This is a genomic window from Epibacterium sp. ABV4_022 (genome assembly GCF_056159345.1).
This window is the reverse complement of the sequence record NZ_JBSWVA010000001.1, coordinates 2,892,616-2,909,833: the sequence shown is the minus strand read 5'-3', so window position 1 is coordinate 2,909,833 and position 17,218 is coordinate 2,892,616. Positions and strand designations below refer to the sequence as shown.

Annotated in this window: 18 protein-coding genes; 10 read left to right on the top strand and 8 right to left on the bottom strand. The window is 64.5% G+C overall.

The annotated features are described in order from the left end of the window. Positions 1-34 precede the first annotated feature (34 nt). Genes ACXAF5_RS13820 through ACXAF5_RS13805 form a run of 4 tightly spaced genes read right to left on the bottom strand, consistent with a single transcriptional unit; the run spans position 35 to position 4,823 of the window. The gene (locus ACXAF5_RS13820) at positions 35-1,531 is read right to left on the bottom strand and encodes a phosphomannomutase/phosphoglucomutase (protein ID WP_474947023.1); all 1,497 of its coding nucleotides are present in this window, start codon (positions 1,529-1,531) and stop codon (positions 35-37) included. A 20-nt stretch (positions 1,532-1,551) separates the two neighbouring features. After that, positions 1,552-2,385: a 3-deoxy-8-phosphooctulonate synthase gene (kdsA, locus tag ACXAF5_RS13815; protein ID WP_474947022.1), complete on the bottom strand. Its 834-nt coding sequence runs from the start codon at positions 2,383-2,385 to the stop codon at positions 1,552-1,554. 4 nt (positions 2,386-2,389) lie between these two features. Continuing rightward, positions 2,390-4,186, bottom strand: a complete 1,797-nt coding sequence (locus tag ACXAF5_RS13810) for a KpsE/RkpR family capsule polysaccharide export protein (RefSeq protein WP_474947021.1) — start codon at positions 4,184-4,186, stop codon at positions 2,390-2,392. After that, positions 4,164-4,823, bottom strand: a complete 660-nt coding sequence (locus ACXAF5_RS13805; protein WP_239320663.1) for an ABC transporter ATP-binding protein — start codon at positions 4,821-4,823, stop codon at positions 4,164-4,166. The genes ACXAF5_RS13810 and ACXAF5_RS13805 overlap by 23 nt, the downstream gene beginning before the upstream one ends. A gap of 432 nt (positions 4,824-5,255) precedes the next feature. Here ACXAF5_RS13805 and ACXAF5_RS13800 point away from each other — a divergent pair, with 432 nt between their 5' ends. Next, positions 5,256-5,855: a uracil-DNA glycosylase family protein gene (locus ACXAF5_RS13800; RefSeq protein ID WP_474947020.1), complete on the top strand. Its 600-nt coding sequence runs from the start codon at positions 5,256-5,258 to the stop codon at positions 5,853-5,855. After that, positions 5,848-6,639, top strand: coding sequence for an SseB family protein (locus tag ACXAF5_RS13795; RefSeq protein WP_474947019.1), 792 nt, complete (start codon positions 5,848-5,850; stop codon positions 6,637-6,639). The genes ACXAF5_RS13800 and ACXAF5_RS13795 overlap by 8 nt, the downstream gene beginning before the upstream one ends. 336 nt (positions 6,640-6,975) lie before the next feature. On the opposite strand, the gene yghU is transcribed toward ACXAF5_RS13795, so the two are convergent. Continuing rightward, a complete protein-coding gene (gene yghU, locus ACXAF5_RS13790; RefSeq protein WP_474947018.1) occupies positions 6,976-7,848 on the bottom strand; it encodes a glutathione-dependent disulfide-bond oxidoreductase in 873 nt (290 codons plus the stop codon). A 282-nt stretch (positions 7,849-8,130) separates the two neighbouring features. Between yghU and ACXAF5_RS13785 the strand changes: the two genes are divergently transcribed. The 3 genes from ACXAF5_RS13785 to ACXAF5_RS13775 all read left to right on the top strand — a co-directional run bounded on the left by ACXAF5_RS13785 (position 8,131) and on the right by ACXAF5_RS13775 (position 9,980). Beyond that, complete coding sequence (locus tag ACXAF5_RS13785; protein ID WP_474947017.1) at positions 8,131-8,895, top strand: NYN domain-containing protein; 765 nt, start codon at positions 8,131-8,133, stop codon at positions 8,893-8,895. After that, the gene (locus ACXAF5_RS13780; RefSeq protein ID WP_474947016.1) at positions 8,895-9,290 is read left to right on the top strand and encodes a DUF4260 domain-containing protein; all 396 of its coding nucleotides are present in this window, start codon (positions 8,895-8,897) and stop codon (positions 9,288-9,290) included. The genes ACXAF5_RS13785 and ACXAF5_RS13780 overlap by 1 nt, the downstream gene beginning before the upstream one ends. 171 nt (positions 9,291-9,461) lie before the next feature. Beyond that, complete coding sequence (locus tag ACXAF5_RS13775) at positions 9,462-9,980, top strand: YHS domain-containing (seleno)protein (RefSeq protein WP_239320680.1); 519 nt, start codon at positions 9,462-9,464, stop codon at positions 9,978-9,980. 84 nt (positions 9,981-10,064) lie between these two features. Here the strand turns inward: ACXAF5_RS13775 and ACXAF5_RS13770 are convergent, their stop codons facing one another. After that, positions 10,065-10,958, bottom strand: a complete 894-nt coding sequence (locus ACXAF5_RS13770) for an AraC family transcriptional regulator (RefSeq protein ID WP_474947015.1) — start codon at positions 10,956-10,958, stop codon at positions 10,065-10,067. 81 nt (positions 10,959-11,039) lie between these two features. Here ACXAF5_RS13770 and ACXAF5_RS13765 point away from each other — a divergent pair, with 81 nt between their 5' ends. Continuing rightward, complete coding sequence (locus tag ACXAF5_RS13765; RefSeq protein ID WP_239320686.1) at positions 11,040-11,423, top strand: cupin domain-containing protein; 384 nt, start codon at positions 11,040-11,042, stop codon at positions 11,421-11,423. 3 nt (positions 11,424-11,426) lie between these two features. Further along, positions 11,427-11,837 carry a DUF2000 family protein gene (locus ACXAF5_RS13760; RefSeq protein ID WP_474947014.1) on the top strand — a complete coding sequence of 137 codons (411 nt, stop codon included), beginning with the start codon at positions 11,427-11,429 and terminating at the stop codon, positions 11,835-11,837. A gap of 157 nt (positions 11,838-11,994) precedes the next feature. Here the strand turns inward: ACXAF5_RS13760 and ACXAF5_RS13755 are convergent, their stop codons facing one another. Beyond that, entirely contained in the window at positions 11,995-12,585 is a 591-nt protein-coding gene (locus ACXAF5_RS13755; RefSeq protein WP_239320692.1) for a GcrA family cell cycle regulator, read from the bottom strand. 189 nt (positions 12,586-12,774) lie between these two features. On the opposite strand from ACXAF5_RS13755, the gene ACXAF5_RS13750 reads away from it, so the two are divergent. Then, entirely contained in the window at positions 12,775-13,599 is an 825-nt protein-coding gene (locus ACXAF5_RS13750) for an ABC transporter permease (RefSeq protein ID WP_474947013.1), read from the top strand. A 22-nt stretch (positions 13,600-13,621) separates the two neighbouring features. Here ACXAF5_RS13750 and ACXAF5_RS13745 read toward each other — a convergent pair whose 3' ends face one another. After that, positions 13,622-14,536: a DMT family transporter gene (locus tag ACXAF5_RS13745; protein ID WP_474947012.1), complete on the bottom strand. Its 915-nt coding sequence runs from the start codon at positions 14,534-14,536 to the stop codon at positions 13,622-13,624. Between the two features lie 376 nt (positions 14,537-14,912). Between ACXAF5_RS13745 and ACXAF5_RS13740 the strand changes: the two genes are divergently transcribed. Together ACXAF5_RS13740 and argF are read left to right on the top strand one after the other, a co-directional pair. Next, positions 14,913-16,088 (top strand): acetylornithine transaminase, encoded by a 1,176-nt coding sequence (locus ACXAF5_RS13740; protein WP_474947011.1) that lies wholly within the window; start codon positions 14,913-14,915, stop codon positions 16,086-16,088. A gap of 80 nt (positions 16,089-16,168) precedes the next feature. After that, positions 16,169-17,095, top strand: a complete 927-nt coding sequence (gene argF / locus ACXAF5_RS13735; protein WP_474947010.1) for an ornithine carbamoyltransferase — start codon at positions 16,169-16,171, stop codon at positions 17,093-17,095. Positions 17,096-17,218 lie beyond the last annotated feature (123 nt).

Genomic DNA, 17,218 nt, shown 5'->3' with positions numbered 1-17,218 from the left:
CCGGGGCGCGGCTGTTCGGTGCGGGGGGCGCCGGTCAGATGGTCTGGTCGTAGTCGCCGACGGCGGGTTCGGTGCGGATCACGGCATCGATGTCGGCAAAGATGGCGCGCATCTCGGCCTCGCTGTCGGAGCTTTCGCAGACCACCACCAGGTTCGGCGTGTTCGAAGACGCGCGCACCAGCCCCCAGGAGCCATTGTCGAGGATGACGCGGGCGCCGTTGACGGTGACCACCTCCTTGATGGCGCGGCCGGCAAAGGTGTCACCCGCCTCGTGTTTGGCGACGAGTTTCTGCACCAGCCGGTCGAGGATGTCGTATTTCTCGGTATCGGCGGCATAGGGGGACATGGTGGGGGTGGACCAGGTTTTTGGCAGCGCCTTGCGCAGGTCGGACATCTGCATGTCCGGGTTGCGGTCCATCAGCTTGCAGATTTCCACCGCGACGCGCATGCCGTCGTCATAGCCACGGCCCACCGGCTCTGCCATGAAGTAGTGGCCGGATTTCTCGAACCCCGCCAGCGCGCCGAGTTCGTGCACGCGGCGTTTCATGTGGCTGTGGCCGGTCTTCCAGTAGTCGGCGGTGGCGCCATTGGCCTGAAGCTCCGGGTCGGAGGCGAAAAGGCCGGTGGATTTCACATCCGCCACGAAGGTGGCGTTGGGGTGGAGTTTCGACAGGTCCCGCGCCATGATGACGCCCACCTTGTCGGCAAAGATCTCCTCGCCCTCGTCATCGACCACGCCGCAGCGGTCGCCGTCGCCGTCAAACCCCAGCGCGAAATCCGCGCCCGAGGCGCGCACGCTGTCCGCCATGTCGTGCAGCATTTCCATCGCTTCGGGGTTGGGATTGTAGTGCGGGAAGGTGTAGTCGAGGGAATTGTGGCTCTCGACCACCTCGACGCCGATGCGTTTGAACAGGGCCGGTGCAAAGGCGGCGGCGGTGCCGTTGCCGGTGGCGCAGACGACCTTGAGCTTGCGGGACATTTTGAAGTCACCGACGAGGTCGTCCATATAGGCGTCCCAGACGCCATCGACGAATTCATAGGCGCCGCCGGGGCGCGGGTCGCCCTTGCCGTTGAGCACGATGTCCTTCAGCTCTGCCATTTCGTCCGGGCCGTGGGTCAGCGGCATGTTGAAGCCCATCTTGACCCCGGTCCAGCCGTTGGGGTTGTGCGAGGCGGTGACCATGGCCACCGCGCAGCCGCCGAGGTGGAAGGATGAAAAATAAGCCATCGGCGTGATGCAGGGGCCGATGTCCTTGACCGTGATGCCGGCCTGCATGAGGCCGAGGATCAGCGCGTTCTTGATGGTCAGCGAATAGTCGCGGTAGTCGTTGCCCACCGCGATCACCGGGTCGATGCCGTTCTGGATCATCTGGGTGCCAAGGCCGAGGCCAAGCGCCGTCATGCCGGGCAGGTTGATCTCGTCGGGGTATTTCCAGCGCGCGTCATATTCGCGAAAGCCGGTGGGCGTGATCATCGGATCGCGCAGGAATTCCCAGGTGTTTGGCGTCACTTCGGGCAGCGGTTTGGTCATTGCAAAGGGTCCTTGGTCTTTTAAATGCGGATCGGGTTGGCTTTGGCAAGCCCATCAAAACCCATCAATGTATCAATCAATTGTGGCATGTCGTGGAGGTAAATCATATTCGGCCCGTCGGAGGGCGCATTGTCCGGATCCTCGTGGGTTTCGATGAAAACGGCGGCAATGCCCAAGGAAACGGCAGCCCGTGCCATCACCGGGGCGAATTCGCGCTGGCCGCCGGTGGAGCCGCCCTGGCCGCCCGGTTGCTGCACCGAATGGGTGGCGTCCATCACCACCGGGTAACCGGTCTGCGCCATGCGGGGCAGGCCGCGCATGTCGGCCACCAGCGCGTTGTAACCAAAGGAGGTGCCGCGCTCGGTCAGGAGGATCTTGTCATTGCCGGTGCTTTCGACCTTGGACACCACATTGTCCATGTCCCAGGGCGCGAGGAACTGGCCCTTCTTGATGTTCACCGCCTTGCCGGTGTTGCCCGCGGCCAGCAGCATGTCGGTCTGGCGGCAGAGGAAGGCCGGGATCTGCAGGATGTCGACCACGTCGCCGGCGATGCCGCATTGGGCTTCGGTGTGGACATCGGTCAGCACCGGCACGCCAAGGGTGTCACGCACATCCGCCAGAACCTGGAGCCCGGCGTCGATGCCGAGACCGCGCTTGCCCGACAGCGAGGTGCGGTTGGCCTTGTCATAGGAGGCCTTGAAGACATATTGCGCGCCCGCGGCGTCGCAGGCCTCCTTCATCTTGCCGGCGATCATCTGGGCGTGATCGGCGCTTTCCAACTGGCAGGGGCCGGCAATGACGGTCAGCGGACAGTCATTGCCAATGGTGAGACCATTGATGTCGATTTTTTTCATGAGCTTACGAAGAGACCTGTTCCCGGAGAATGGATGCCGTCAGGGCACACATCAGGTAGATACCGGAAAAGATCAGGAAAGCCAAAATCGTATTCTCGAATTTTCGCGGATAGGAGGGCGTGTCGGCGGGAACCGGCTCGACCGCGGTGGTGAGGTAGCGCACCTGGCGGTTGGCCTCCATCCGGGTCTGTTCCACCTGTTGCAGCGCCGATTGCAGCATCATGTCGCGGGTGGCGAGGTCGGCCTGGGCCATCTGAATCTTGACGCTGAGCGAGGCCAGGGAGTTTTCCCCCTGGGAGGCATCGGTCATCCGTTCGTTCAGCTCAAAGATCAGTGTTTCCAGCCGCTTGATGTCTGCGGCGGTGCCTTCGACCTTGGCCTGATTGGGGCGCAGGTTGTCCTTCAGCGCCGCCAGTTCCAGACGTTTCTGCTGCAGCTGAAGCTCGAAGGTATTGATCTGGGAGCGCAGCGAGGCAATCACCCCCTCGGGGTCAAGTACAGCGCCCTGTTGTTGCAGGCGGACCAGTTCGGCCTGGGCGTCGCGGCGCTGCTGTTCGGCCAGTTCCAGCGCGTCTTCGGCATCGCCCACCTGATCGGCGCGTTTCTGTTCGGACAGGTGGTTCACGTTTTCCTGCGCGTAGGAGATCAGGCGGCGCGAGAACTCGGCCGCGACCTCGGGCTCGGCGGCCGAAACCTCGAGCCGGACGACCCCTTCGGTCGGGTCGTAGCCGATCTTCACGTTGCGCTTGTAGATCTTGTAGGCGTCATCGTTGCTGGCTTCCGGTTCCAGCCGCTGGATCGGATCGATCCAGTCCTGCGAGAAATGGGCGCGGAAGCCGGCCTCCTCATCGAGGCGCCGCATGGCGACCTTGGACTGCAGGTAGGCCTGCACGGCGATCGAGTCCTGGCTGGTGGCAAACTGGGTGCCGCTGAGCAACCCGCCGAAGCCGGAGGAGCCGGTGCTGTCGGCCTTGAGCACCAGGAACTCCGACTTGGAGGAGTACATCGGCGTGGCGATGGTATAGAAATAGATCCCCGCCAGCAGGGTCGGCAACAGCACAAAGGCGCTGAGACGCACGCCGAGCAGGGCCATCTTGCGGCGACGACGGCGGGCGATGTCGCGCTGGATCGACTGGATCTCGCGGTTGCGCCGCTCTGCCGGGCTGAGGGTTTCGGTGCTCGGCACGGGGCGGTCGCCTGCGGGGACCGTTTGCGGCAGGGTCTGCGGCTTGGCGGTGTCGCCGGGGTCGGTCTTGGCCGGGACGCCGGATTTCTGCCCCTGGGGGACCACCAGTTCCAGCATGTTGGCGCGTTTGAAGGGATCGATGCCGCGCAGGCGCAAGAGGCGCACCGCGTCGTAGTCCGAGGTGGCGGGCAGGTCGTGTTTCTGGGCCACGCGGCGTGCGAGGCGCAGCTGTCGGCCGGTCAGCCCTTCCTGTTTGATGGCGTCAATATCGGTGCTTGCGGCGGTTTCCGCGGCAGAGGACAGCTGACCGCTGCGGAGCGTGGCCGCCGGATCAGCGGCGTTGGTCCCCGCGGCGGAGCGGGCCCCAGCGTCCGTGCCGGTGGCAGAGGTGGCACCGGGCTGCGGCGCCGGTGCGGCCTGGTCTCGGGCTGCGGCGTTGACCGCCCGCGGCGCGGCCTGGTCGGCCTGAGCAGAGCCAGCCTGAGCAAATTCCGCCCGGTCGGGTCCCGGCACGGGGCGTGCCGTGGCGGCGTCCGGGCGCGCGTCGCCTTGCTCTGCCGCGGCCGTGGCGCTGCGGCGGATGCGGAATTTCTTAGCCTTGGGTTTCGTAGTCATAGAGCTGTTTCGCTTCTTCCAAGGTTTCAAACATATGGAGCTGCCCGTTCATCAGCACCGCCGCCGAATTGGCGAATTTCTCCAGGGTGCGGGGCTGGTGCGACACGATCACGATGGTCGTGGTTTGCAGGCGTTCCTGGAGAATCGCACCGGCCTTGCGGTTGAATTCCACGTCGGTGGAACTGGGCATGCCCTCGTCAATCAGATAGATGTCAAAATCCAGCGCCAGCATCAATGCAAAGGAAAACCGCGACTTCATGCCGGCAGAATAGGTTCCCAGCGGCTGGTCGAAATATTCGTTCAGCCCGCAGAGCCAGCGGCAGTAGCTTTCCACGTAATCCGGGTCGAGCCCGTAGAGACGGGCGATATAGCGGCTGTTTTCCATGCCGGACAGGCGACCGATGACGCCGCCCATAAAACCGAGCGGAAAGGAGATCTTGCAGCCGCGATAAATCTCCCCTTCGTCGGGTTTTTCCAGCCCGGCCATCATGTTGATCAGGGTGGTCTTGCCGGTGCCATTGGGCGCGAGGATGCCAAGCGAGGTCCCCAGGTTCACCTCAAAGGAGACCCGATCCAGGATCACCTTGCGCTGGGTCCCGGTCCAGAAGGATTTGCTGACGTTCACGAATTCCAACATTGCCCGATCGGTCTGTCGCCTCTTGCCTCATGTTCCCGGAGGCATCGGCTGCGGGCCGTGCACTCCTTGCTTGTTCTTATCATGCGGCACCGGATTTTTGCATCCGGATGCGCCGCATCCCGTCACCCTTGTGTGGCGGGCCGGTTTCGGCCGCGCAGTGCCATTGCGCCATGCACGGCGTCTGCCGTTCTCCGCGCCTGCCTTGCTCCGTGTCTGCCGTGCGCACCGCCTGTCGGCGTCGTTGCCTTGACGCATGCGCATGTTGGACCAGCTGCCTGCTTAGCGAGCCCTAGCACAGGATCGTTAACGGTTTACGCGTTGATTTGGGCGCAAATATGTCGAATTTGAGCAAACCTGTGCAACTGTGCCGCAGGGCCCGGGCGGTCCAGAGGCGGGGCGGGGGCCGCAGCAGCGGGGGTGGGATGAGCCATCATGACTGAGATCTTAACATTAAAACAACGCATTGCTGCATGTCGCATTTGTGCGGACCGGTTCGCTGCCACGACAACCGCGCATGCGCCGCGGCCGGTGGTCTGGTTCGAGCCCGGCGCGCGTATCCTGATTGCCGGGCAGGCGCCGGGGCTTCGCGTCCATGAAAGTGGTAAACCCTTTACGGATGCGTCGGGGGATCGTCTGCGGGATTGGCTTGGGCTGGATGCCGAGCAGTTCTACGACCAGCGTCGGGTGGCGATCGTGCCGATGGCCTTTTGTTTTCCGGGCTATGACGCCGGGGGGTCTGATCTGCCGCCGCCGCGGATCTGCGGCGCGACCTGGCACGGTCAGGTGATGGCGGAGCTGGGCGAGATCCGCCTGCGCATCATCGTGGGCGGGCATGCTCACCGCTATCACCTCGGCACCCGCAAGGGGGTGACGGAGGTTGTACAGGACTGGCGTGACCTGCCCGAGGGGGTCTTTGCCTTGCCTCATCCGTCGTGGCGCAATACGGCTTGGCTGAAACGAAACCCCTGGTTCGAGGCGGAACTGCTGCCGGTTCTGCGCGCCCGGGTGAAGGAGCAGATGCAAGATGACTGAGATGACCCCGCTGGACCTGGCCCATGCGGCGATGGAGGCCGCGCCCGAAGACGACGCGGCGCGGTTGCGGTTCTTTGAGCGGCTGGCCGATTGCGAGCTGTTCATTCTGCTGGACAAGGACCCCGAAGGGGATCGCATCAGCCCGGAGATCTTTGACACCGGCGAGGGGCGTTTTGTGCTGGTGTTCGACCGCGAGGAGCGTCTGGCGCAGTTCGCCGATCGGATCGTGCCCTATGCGGCGCTGTCGGGACGGGTGATCGCCGCGATGCTGGCGGGGCAGGGGATTGGTCTTGGGGTCAATCTTGAGGTCGCGCCCTCGTCGATCCTGATCCCGGATGCGGCGATGGGGTGGCTGGCGGAGACCCTGTCGCATGCCCCGGGCGAAGTGGAGGCCGCCATCACCGAAGTGCGCCCGCCGCAGGGCTTGCCGGAGGTGCTGTTGACGGCGCTGGATGCCAAGCTGGCCACCTCGGGCGGGTTGGCCAAGATGGCCTACCTTGCGGCGGTGACCTACGAGGGCGGCGGCAGCGGCCATTTGCTGGCCTTTGTCGGGGCCCGCCCCGGGTCTGAGGGTGCGCTGGCCAAGGCTGTGGGGGAGGCGTTGACGTTTTCCGGCATCGAGGCCGGAGCACTGGACGTGGGGTTCTTTGCCGCCCGCGACGAGATCTCCGCACGCCTGTCGCGGGTCGGGTTGCGGTTCGATCTGCCGGAGCCCGCATCGGCACAAACACATGCCCCACAGATGCCCGGCGCGGATCCGGCCAAGCCCCCGCGCTTGAAATAGCCATGGCGCGTTGACCGCGGCGGGGAGGCTCCCGCCCGTCGCCGGCTCATGTACATGAGCCGCTCCCGTTGGGCCGGGCGCCGGGCCTGTCGGCCCGGCGCGGCCTCCAGCCCCGAATGGGGCTGGAGGCTGGGCCCAACGCTGCCAGGGGGATCTGCCGCAGGCAGGGCACCCGCAGGGGCGGGAGCGCCCCCGTCCATGGTGCCGGGACGGTGATTGCTGCCTTGATCCCGCTGTTCTGGCTCGGCTCCGTACCGTTCAAAAAACCGCCGCTGAAATAAAACGGCCGCAAGCCCCGCGGGACCTGCGGCCGATTTCATGATCCAAGGCCGGAGATCACTCAGCCGCTTCGAGCTTGTCCTGTGTCTTGGTGCCGAAATCCTCTGCCGCGTGACGTTCGTGCAGCTGCGAGGACAGCTCGCCAAAGACACGGTTCACCATGCGGCCGCGCTGGACGGCCGGGCGGGCATCAATCGCCTTGGCCCACCGCATGACGTGCTCATAGCTCTCCACATCGAGGAACTCTGCCGCATTATACAGCCGGCCCAGAACCAATTGGCCATACCAGGGCCAGATCGCCATGTCGGCAATCGTGTAGTCCTCGCCGGCGATATAGGTTTTGGTCGCCAGTTCGCGGTTCAGCACATCCAGCTGACGCTTGGCTTCCATGGTGAACCGGTTGATGGGGTATTCGAATTTCTCCGGCGCATAGGCGTAGAAATGGCCAAACCCGCCGCCCAGATAGGGGGCGGAGCCCATCTGCCAGAACAGCCAGTTCAGAACCTCGGTGCGCGCGCTGCCGTCCTTGGGCAGGAAGTGGCCGAACTTCTCGGCCAGATGCATCAGGATCGACGCACTTTCGAACACCCGCACAGGCTGATCACCGCTGCGATCAAGCAGCGCGGGGATCTTGGAATTCGGGTTGATCTCGACAAAGCCGGAGCCGAACTGATCGCCGTCGCCGATCTTGATCAGCCAGGCATCATATTCCGCCTCCTTGATGCCCGCGGCCAGCAGTTCTTCCAGCATCACCGTGACCTTGACGCCATTGGGCGTTGCCAGCGAATAGAGCTGGAAGGGATGCGCGCCCACCGGCAGATCCTTGTCATGGGTGGCGCCGGCTATGGGGCGGTTGATGGAGGCGAACTGGCCGCCGCTTTCCTGCTCCCAGGTCCAGACCTTCGGAGGGGTATAGGTCGAATCGCTCATGGAGGGCCTCTTTGTTCCCGTGTCAGACGTTGGTGAAGGGCCAGCCCGCAGGCGGCGCCTCACCTCAGATGGGGACGATACCGAAAATTCCAATGACTGGAAGGTCTGGCGCGGTAAATTTTTGGACACCTGATTGTGCGCGGTTCTTGCGCGGCGGGGCCGGAGGCCCGATCCGCCGCGATCTGCGGCGCAATTTGGCGCTGACGGGGACCTCGGCGGTTTTCATTTCCGCTCAGCCGCGTATGTATGGGGAAAGCCCCTTACAGACAGGCAGAATATCCCATGGCCACAAGCGAAAAACCGTCTCTTCTGGCGGTCCTGATCGACGCGGATAATATCTCCGCAAAATTTGCAGAAGCCATGTTCGAGGAGATCGCCTCGCTGGGGGAGGCGAGCATCCGGCGCATCTACGGGGATTTCTCCGGCGGCGGTCCGCAGGGCTGGAGCAAGGACAAGCTTGCCGCCTATGCGATTGTTCCGCATCAGCAATTTGCCAACACCACCGGCAAGAACGCCAGCGATATCGCGCTGGTGATCGACGCGATGGACATCCTGCATTCGGGCCGGTTCGACGGGTTTGTGCTGATCTCGTCCGACAGCGATTTCACCCGTCTGGCCAGTCGCATCCGCGAACAGGGGCTGGATGTCTACGGCATGGGGATGCGCAAGACGCCGGCGGCCTTTGTGCGGGCGTGCAAGCGGTTCATCTATGTGGAGAATCTCCTGAAAGAGGAGCCCAAACCGCAAAAGCCGAAACAGAAACCAGCCGCGCAGGCGACCGAGCAGACCGCAGCACCGCAGGACGATCAGGCCCCGGCAGAGCTGGAAGATCCGCAAAAACTGGTGCTGCGCGCCATGGATGCGATCAGCCAGGAGGACGAGTGGTTCTCGCTTGGGCAGATCGGCCAGTATATCACCGCCGCCAGCCCGGATTTCGACACCCGCAGCTACGGCAAGAGCAAGCTTTCGGATCTGATCGCCACGATGAAAATCCTGGAAACCCGCAGGGGGGACGGCAACCAGATCCTCGTGCGGCGGCTCGATTGATGCCGACACCGCAACCTGGCGCGCTCCGCTGGCAAAAAGCCGAGGGCGCGGTGATCTGTGCGGCCGGTCTGTGGCTCTATGCCGGAGCGGAGGCGGTGCTGCCGATCTGGGGGGCGGTGCTTGTGTTCTTTGCCCCGGACCTGAGCTTTCTCGGCTATCTCTTCGGGCGGCGTATCGGGGCGATTTGTTACAATCTGGTCCACGTCTACGCGGCGGCAATTGTTACATTGGTGCTGGCGCATCTGTGGCAGGCCCCGCTGGGGTGGGAGCTGGGTGCGCTCTGGCTGGCGCATTGTGGTCTGGACCGGATGCTCGGCTACGGGTTGAAAACACCGCAAGGCTTTGAATTTACGCATCTCGGCCGCATCGGGCGTGCGCGTCAGGACGCAGAATAGCGCCAGACGCACGGCCGATCACGCGTATCTCACGCGGTCTCGTCTCTCAACACAGCCGCGTGAGAGCCACTTCGCATGTGACCAATCTCGCGTATCTTCGCCTCAGATCCTGCACTGACGCGGATCAACTGGAGTTTGCTGCGCCGTCTGGCGCGAGGAGAGGAATTGGCGATGAAACGTTTTGCATTGGCTGCGGTGGCAGCCCTGTCTTTTGGTCTGCCCGCGTTTGCTGGTGAGCAGTTTGTGGACGACACCGGCTATGCGGTTTCGGGCTATGACGTCGTGGCCTACCGCAGCCTGGCGCAGGCCCCGGTTGGTCAGGCGCAGCCCGCCGCGGTCCCCGGCAAGGCCGACATCACCGCGGACTACAATGGCGCGACCTTCGCCTTTGCGACCGAGGAAAACCGCGACACCTTCCTTGAGAACCCGGCCTATTATGCCCCGGCCTATGACGGCCACTGTGCTTATGGCGTCTCCAAGGGCGGCAAGGTGCCGGGAAATCCCAACCTGTGGCGGATCGTGGATGACAAGCTGTATCTGAACATCACCAAGAATGTGGTGAGCTTCTGGGAGGAAGACATTCCCGGCAATATTACCCTGGCTGAGGGCAACTGGCCCGGCATTGATCCCAACCCGGCGTCGACCAATCCGATCCCGAACTTTGCGTCCAGCGCCCCGGCGCAGGACTGACGGTTAAAGGTCAGTCATACAGAGGCCCCGCAGGTGATGCGGGGCCTTTTTGTTTGCACTGTCTGCAGCGGGGGCGGGGTGGGATCAGCGGGCGGGTGACGGGCCTGCCATCCGTTGCCACCGCCCCGGAGACATGCCCACGGCGGCGGTAAACTGGCGTGTCATATGCGGCTGGTCGCTGAAGCCCGCATAGGCCGCCGCCTCCGCCAGGGACATGCCCTCGGAAATCGCCTGCCGTGCCCGGTCCACCCGACGCAGCGTCAGGTAGCGATAGGGGCTGGTTCCCAGCGCGGCGCGGAATTGCCGGGACAGGCTGTAGCGGTCGTGCTGGGTCAGGTTCTCCAGGTCCTCGGACGGAACCACCTGGTCCGCGTGGGCATCCAGATAGGCGCGTGCCCGCTCCACCGCGCGGAGATCAATGCGGGACGTCCGCATCTGGCCCGCGCTCTGGTCCTGCGCGAGCAATCCTTGAGCCAGCAGCGTGATGACCTGATCCAGTTGCAGCGGCTCCAGGGTCCGGCCCATATCCGCGCAGGCGCTCTGGAGCGCCTGCAACAACGCGCCATCGGTCAGCACCGGATCGCGGGCAAACGGCAGCGCGCGGGCGTTTGGGCCGAGCGCGTCCCGGATGCGGGCCGGGGCGATATAGAGCATCCGGTAGGAAAACCCGGCGTCATGACCGGCTTCGCCATCATGCAGCTCGTCCGGGTGGATAACGATCACGTTCCCCGCAAGACTGTCCGCCCGCGCCCCGCGATAGCGAAAGCTCTGCACGCCGGTGATGGTATAGCCGATCGCATATGTGTCGTGGCGGTGCGGACCATAGGCATGGCCGTCGAAATGCGCCTCGATCCGCTCGATGCCGGGGGTTTGCGGCGCCACCCGCAACCAGTCACCGCGGCTGGGCAATGCGCAGGATCGTTCAAGACCGGGCGGTTCGGCTCTGGCAGGGTGCGGCTCTGACGACGTGTCGGTCATGGGCGGGGATCCTTGGGCGGCACGGGACATATCCTGCTGGCCCGGCTCGGGCTGGTTGGCACTACAACAAGGAGTATCCCTTTGCCGCCTGAAAAACTCAATATTCTCGATCAGGTAGATGCGCAGATAACGCAGGTCTTCGATCCGCATATCGTGGCGGATGTGAATGACGCGCAGGTCAAGGTCGCCAAGTTCGGTCCCCTGTTCGACTGGCACAGCCACCCGGCGGAGGACGAGGCGTTTCTGGTCCTGCGCGGGCGTATCGCGATCGATTTCCGCGATGGTGTGGTCGAACTGGGACAGGGGGAGTTCCTCTGTGTGCCGCGTGGCGTCGAACATCGTCCCCGGGCGCTGACGCCGGAGCCGGTGGTGATCATGGTGGAACCCGCCGGTACGGTGAACACCGGCGATGCCGAGAGTGCCCTGACCGTGGCAGCGCCAAAGCGCCTGCAGGCGGAGGGCTGAGCGATGCAGTTCGAGACCAAGATTGCCATTGTCCTGCGCGCGGATCTTGCCACCTGGCAGAAGCTCAATGTCACCGCGTTTCTGATGTCGGGCATCGTCGGCGCGGCGCCGGAGCTGATCGGGGAGCGCTACCGCGACGCGGACGGCAACAGCTACAACGCGCTGGCCATTCAGCCGGTCATCGTTCTGGCCAGCGATGGTGCGGGGCTGGGCAAGATCCATGCGAGGGCGCTGAGCCGGGAGGTGCCGCTGTCGCTTTATACCGAAGAGATGTTTGCCACCGGCCATGACGCCGCCAACCGCGCGGTGGTGGCGGAGTACGGAGCAGCGGATCTGACCTTCGCAGGGCTGGCGCTGCGCGCAGACAGGAAGCTGGTCGACAAGATCACCAAAGGCGCAAAGATGCACCCCTAGGGCAGCGGTTGGGGCGGGAGATACGCCTCTGTCCTGGCAACGGCGCGCCTTGGGCGAGGTCCCGATCCATCCCGCCCCGCATGGGCCGCGTGCAACGAAAAACCCCGGCTGTCCAAAAAGGCGCCGGGGTTTCTGTCGTGTCGTGTGGGATGCGCGCTCAGCGCTTGCGGTCGCGGCGCGAGCTCATCGGCTGGAAGGCAACGCCCACATGCGCCTCGCAATAGGGTTTGCCCTGTTGGGTGGGCAGGCCGCAGAACCAGAAATCATCGGTCGCCGGATCCCCCACGGGCCATTTGCAGGTGCGCTCCGTCAGTTCCATCAGCGTCAGCTTCTTGGCCTTCTTTTCGATCTCGTTGACCTTGGCCAGGGCTTCGGGGCTGATCTCATTGGCCGAGGGCTGCGGCGGCAGCGGCTGGCCTGCGGGGATGATCTGCTTGCGCGCCGGGGCGGCGGGTTTCGGCTCTGCCGCCGGAGCTTCGGCGACGGGGGCCGGTGCGGCGGGGCGGGCCGGTTCCGTCTTGGGCGCGGCCTTGGGCTTTGCGGCCGCCTTGGGCGCGGGCTTTTCCTTCGGCTCGGCTGCGGCCTTGCTGCTGCCGCCGGTGGTGCGATTGGACAGGCCGAGGCGGTGAACCTTGCCGATCACTGCATTGCGGGTCACCCCGCCGAGTTCCTTTGCGATCTGACTGGCCGACTGGCCTTCGCCCCACATTTTCTTGAGCAGTTCGACGCGCTCGTCTGTCCAGGACATAAGGTGCCTTTCAAAGCTAATAGCGGCCTCAAGAAACCTGTGGCCGCCATCGAATTCCAGAGTGTTGCCCTACAATAGTCACTGGCGGGCGAGATACAAGTCATGAACCGACCCCTGACGGCACAGAACCGCAGCTTGCATCCCGGGAATGAGCGATTATGCAGGGGGGACTGAGACGATGAGGATGCTATGACCGACAACAACATGCAATCGAGCTTTCGCATCGAGGTCGGCGAACGCCGGTTCGGCCGGGTCAACTGGCTGGGTCTGAAAACCCTGGCGGAGCGCGAGATCAAGCGGTTCCTGGTGGTCTATACCCAGACGCTGGTGGCGCCGATGGTGACGGCGGCGCTGTTCCTGCTGATCTTTTCGATCGCCATCGGGCCGCGTCGGGGCGACGTCATGGGCGCGGATTTCATGTCGTTCATCGCGCCGGGCATCATGATGATGACGGTGATCCAGAACGCCTTTGCCAATACCTCGTCGTCGCTGGTGATCTCCAAGGTGCAGGGCAATATCGTCGACACGCTGATGCCGCCCTTGTCGGGGCTGGAGATCCTGCTGGGCTATCTCGCCGGGGCGATCGCACGCGGATTGCTGGTGGCGACGGGAATCGGTTTCGGGTTGGTGCTGGTGCTGGGTCTGGTGCCTGCGCATCCGCTGGTGGCGCTGGGCTTTGTGGTGCTGGGAGCCGCGTTTCTGGGCGGCTTGGGCATCGTGGCCGGGGTGTTTGCCGAGAAGTTCGACCAGATGGCAGCGATTACCAACTTCATCGTGACGCCGCTGGCCTTCCTGTCGGGGACCTTCTACTCGGTCGAGGCGCTGCCGCCGGTGCTCTATGCGATCAGCCACGTCAACCCGGTGTTCTACCTCATTGATGGGGTGCGCTACGGGATGATCGGCGTGTCCGACAGCGATCCGGCCTTTGGCGCCCTGGTGTGCCTTGGGGCAACGGCCGTCATTCTGGTCGTGGCCTGGCAGATGCTGCGCCGCGGATACCGGCTGAAGGACTGAGCGACGCAGAAGGCCCGGTGGCTCAGGGGGCGGGGCGGCGTGCGGTCACGCTGGGACGTTTGCCGTTGACGCTCTCGCGCCAGGCCAGCAGCGCCGCGCCGGAGAGGATGATGCCGGCCCCCAGAAGGGTGATCCAATCCGGCAGCACGCCAAAGATCACCGCATCATAGATCGCGGCAAAGACCAGCGTGCCATAGGCAAAGGGCGCCACAAAGGACGCATCCGCCCGCGCCATGCCATTGATGAAACAGGCCTGCGCACAGGCCATCAATCCGCCAAGCGCGGCCAGCGCGCCCCATTGCGCCGGGGTCGGCATCTGCCAGACCGCCAGTGCGGCGCAGCTGGCGATCACCATGCCGATCAGGTTGTTCACCCACAGCACCTGCAAGGGCGGTTCGCGTCCCGCCAGTTTCTTGATAAAGATCAGCTCCGCCCCCATGGCCACCGCGGCGCCAAGCGCCAGCACCGCTGCGGGCTGGAAACTCTCCGGTGTCGGGCGCAGCAGGATCATCGCCCCCGCAAGGGCGATGGCGGCGGCCAGCCAGCGCCAGGGGCCGACCTTCTCGCCCAGGAACGGGATCGCCAGCAGCATGCCGATCACCGGGTTGAGAAAGGAAATCGCCGTCGCATCCGCCAGCGGGATGAAGGCGACGGAGGCAAACATCAGCGTGACACCGCCCCAGCCAAAGGAGGAGCGCCCGATATGCAACCCCCAGTGCGGCGCGCGAATCTGCTGGCGCCGCGCCATCACCGCAACCGAAATCCCGATGAAGGCAAAGACAAACCGCCCCTGGCTGATCTGCAAGGCATGCAACGGCGGGCCGAGCGTGTCGGTGCCGAGCGACTTTGCCAGCAGCGTGGTGCCGGCGATGAAGACGGTCGCCAGCAGGATCAGCGCGGCGGCAAGCGGTGGGTTTTGCGGGGTCACATGGCTCATGCGTCAATCGGTGCGTCAGGGCGCCGCCAAAGGCAAGCGCAAAGGTTGCGCTCCAGACCGATGCGTCCCGCGCCCCCGGATGGGCCGGAGATGCCGCTTTGCGCTGATGGAGGTGTCAAAGGGGGTTTTCATGCCGATAAACTTCCGTTATGGACCCTGCCTATGATCAAACACGCATCTTCCCTGTCGACCCGACGTCGACGCCAATGTGCCTGACACGCTGCCGCCCGCAGCGCATTTGATCCCGCGCGCCTTGCTTGTTCATCAAGGGGGCGCGACCTTCTCGAACCCAGACCGGACCAGTTGTTGACCGTCGCCCCGTGGTGGGGCACTGATTTGGTCCTGATCCCTCATTGTCATGATAAGGATGACCCCCATGATCCCCTCCGTTCTTCCGACCTATAATCGGGCGCCCCTGACCTTCGTCAAAGGCGAAGGCTCCTGGCTGATCGAGGCGGATGGCCGACGTTTTCTGGATCTGGGCTCCGGCATCGCGGTGAACGCGCTGGGCCATGCGCATCCGGCGCTGGTGGCGGCACTGACCAGCCAGGCACAAAACCTGTGGCATGTCTCCAACCTCTACGAGATCCCGCAGCAGCAGGCGCTGGCCGACAAGCTGGTGGCAGAGACCTTTGCCGATACGGTGTTCTTCACCAACTCCGGCACCGAGGCCTGCGAGCTGGCGGTGAAGATGGCGCGCAAATATCACTTCGAGCAGGGCCAGCCGGACAAGGTGGAGATCATCACCTTCGAGGGGGCTTTCCACGGTCGGTCCTCCGCTGGCATCGCGGCGGCGGGATCGGAAAAGATGACAAAGGGCTTCGGCCCGCTGCTGCCGGGATTTGTGCATCTGCCCTGGGGCGATGCCGAAGCCGTCGAAGCCGCTATTGGCGAGACCACCGCGGCGGTGCTGGTGGAGCCGGTGCAGGGCGAGGGCGGCATTCGCCCGATGCCCGATCAGGAGTTGAAGGACCTGCGCGCGCTCTGTGACGCACATGGCATCCTGCTGATCCTCGACGAGGTGCAATGCGGGGTGGGCCGCACCGGCAAGCTTTTTGCCCATGAGTGGGCGGGCATCACCCCCGACATCATGATGGTGGCCAAGGGCATCGGCGGCGGCTTTCCGCTCGGCGCGGTGCTGGCCACCGAAACGGCCGCCTCCGGCATGACGGCGGGCACCCATGGCTCCACCTATGGCGGCAACCCGCTGGGCTGCGCGGTGGGCTGCGCGGTGATGGATCACGTGGCCGCGCCCGAGTTTCTGGCCGAGGTGAACCGCAAGGCGGGGCTGATGCGCCAGAAGCTCGAAGGGCTGGTGGCCTCGCACCCCGAGGTGTTCGAGGAGGTGCGCGGTTCCGGCCTGATGCTGGGGCTGAAATGCAGGGCGGTGAACGCCGATGTGGTCAAGGCGGGCTATGCCGCCGAGGTCATCACGGTGCCCGCCGCCGACAATGTGATCCGCCTGCTGCCCGCGCTGACCATCACCGATGCGGATATCGAGGAGGCCGTCCTGCGCCTCGATGCGGCTGCCACGGCGGTCGAAGCTGCCTGACATTCATCTTTTCCCAAATATCCCAGGGGTGCGGGGACTGGTCCCCGCGTCTCCTCCGGCACAACAAAGCGATACACCTCATGAACCATTTCCTCGACATCCATAAGACCTCTCCTGATGACCTGCGGCAGATCATCGACCATGCCGCGCAGATGAAAACCGCGCGTGCGGGCCGTCCCAAGGGCACGCCCGACGACGACCAGCCGCTTGCGGGGCGCATGGTGGCGCTGATCTTCGAAAAACCCTCGACCCGGACCCGGGTGTCGTTCGACGTCGGCGTGCGCCAGATGGGCGGCGAGACCATGGTGCTGTCGGGCAAGGACATGCAGCTGGGGCACGGCGAGACCATCGCCGATACCGCCCGCGTCATGTCGCGCTATGTGGATCTGATCATGATCCGCACCTTTGACGAGACGGTGCTGACCGAGATGGCGGAATATGCCGATGTGCCGGTGATCAACGGCCTCACCGACCGCACCCACCCCTGCCAGATCATGGCCGACATCCTCACCTATGAGGAGCATCGCGGCCCCATCAAGGGCAAGAAGGTGGTCTGGACCGGGGACGGCAACAACGTCTGCGCTTCCTTCATCCACGCGGCGGGGCAGTTCGGCTTTGATCTCACGTTCACCGGCCCCTCGCAACTGGATCCGGAAGAGGAATTCATCGGTCTGGCGCGCAAGGCCGGTGCCACCATCACCATCGAACGCGACGCGGCCAAGGCCGTGGCGGGCGCCGATCTGGTGGTGGCGGACACCTGGGTGTCGATGCATGACAGCCAGTCCTCCAAGGAGCGGCGCCACAACATGCTGCGGCCCTATCAGGTCAATGATGCGCTGATGGCGCACGCGAAGCCGGACGCATTGTTCATGCATTGCCTGCCGGCGCACCGCGAGGAAGAGGTGACCTCGGCGGTGATGGACGGGCCGCAGTCGGTGATCTTTGACGAGGCCGAAAACCGCTTGCACGCGCAGAAGGCCGTGATGCGCTGGTGTCTCGGCGTCTGATCCACCGGCACTGACAAGACCGGGACGGGGGCGCTCCCGCCCGTTGCGCCTGCATGTTCATGCAGGCCCGCCCGTTGGGCGTGGCGCCGGGCCTTGCGGCCCGGCGCGTTGCGTGTGAGGCGC

What these genes read in the sequence shown, in the direction of transcription:
- ACXAF5_RS13785 (WP_474947017.1), top strand. Translation starts at nt 8,131, where the DNA reads ATGGCCACAAGCGAAAAACCGTCTCTTCTGGCGGTCCTGATCGACGCG.
- ACXAF5_RS13810 (WP_474947021.1), bottom strand. Translation starts at nt 4,186, where the DNA reads ATGACTACGAAACCCAAGGCTAAGAAATTCCGCATCCGCCGCAGCGCC.
- yghU (WP_474947018.1), bottom strand. Translation starts at nt 7,848, where the DNA reads ATGAGCGATTCGACCTATACCCCTCCGAAGGTCTGGACCTGGGAGCAG.
- ACXAF5_RS13775 (WP_239320680.1), top strand. Translation starts at nt 9,462, where the DNA reads ATGAAACGTTTTGCATTGGCTGCGGTGGCAGCCCTGTCTTTTGGTCTG.
- kdsA (WP_474947022.1), bottom strand. Translation starts at nt 2,385, where the DNA reads ATGAAAAAAATCGACATCAATGGTCTCACCATTGGCAATGACTGTCCG.
- ACXAF5_RS13760 (WP_474947014.1), top strand. Translation starts at nt 11,427, where the DNA reads ATGCAGTTCGAGACCAAGATTGCCATTGTCCTGCGCGCGGATCTTGCC.
- ACXAF5_RS13750 (WP_474947013.1), top strand. Translation starts at nt 12,775, where the DNA reads ATGACCGACAACAACATGCAATCGAGCTTTCGCATCGAGGTCGGCGAA.
- ACXAF5_RS13780 (WP_474947016.1), top strand. Translation starts at nt 8,895, where the DNA reads ATGCCGACACCGCAACCTGGCGCGCTCCGCTGGCAAAAAGCCGAGGGC.
- ACXAF5_RS13745 (WP_474947012.1), bottom strand. Translation starts at nt 14,536, where the DNA reads ATGAGCCATGTGACCCCGCAAAACCCACCGCTTGCCGCCGCGCTGATC.
- ACXAF5_RS13770 (WP_474947015.1), bottom strand. Translation starts at nt 10,958, where the DNA reads ATGACCGACACGTCGTCAGAGCCGCACCCTGCCAGAGCCGAACCGCCC.
- argF (WP_474947010.1), top strand. Translation starts at nt 16,169, where the DNA reads ATGAACCATTTCCTCGACATCCATAAGACCTCTCCTGATGACCTGCGG.
- ACXAF5_RS13805 (WP_239320663.1), bottom strand. Translation starts at nt 4,823, where the DNA reads ATGTTGGAATTCGTGAACGTCAGCAAATCCTTCTGGACCGGGACCCAG.
- ACXAF5_RS13795 (WP_474947019.1), top strand. Translation starts at nt 5,848, where the DNA reads ATGACTGAGATGACCCCGCTGGACCTGGCCCATGCGGCGATGGAGGCC.
- ACXAF5_RS13800 (WP_474947020.1), top strand. Translation starts at nt 5,256, where the DNA reads ATGACTGAGATCTTAACATTAAAACAACGCATTGCTGCATGTCGCATT.
- ACXAF5_RS13820 (WP_474947023.1), bottom strand. Translation starts at nt 1,531, where the DNA reads ATGACCAAACCGCTGCCCGAAGTGACGCCAAACACCTGGGAATTCCTG.
- ACXAF5_RS13755 (WP_239320692.1), bottom strand. Translation starts at nt 12,585, where the DNA reads ATGTCCTGGACAGACGAGCGCGTCGAACTGCTCAAGAAAATGTGGGGC.
- ACXAF5_RS13740 (WP_474947011.1), top strand. Translation starts at nt 14,913, where the DNA reads ATGATCCCCTCCGTTCTTCCGACCTATAATCGGGCGCCCCTGACCTTC.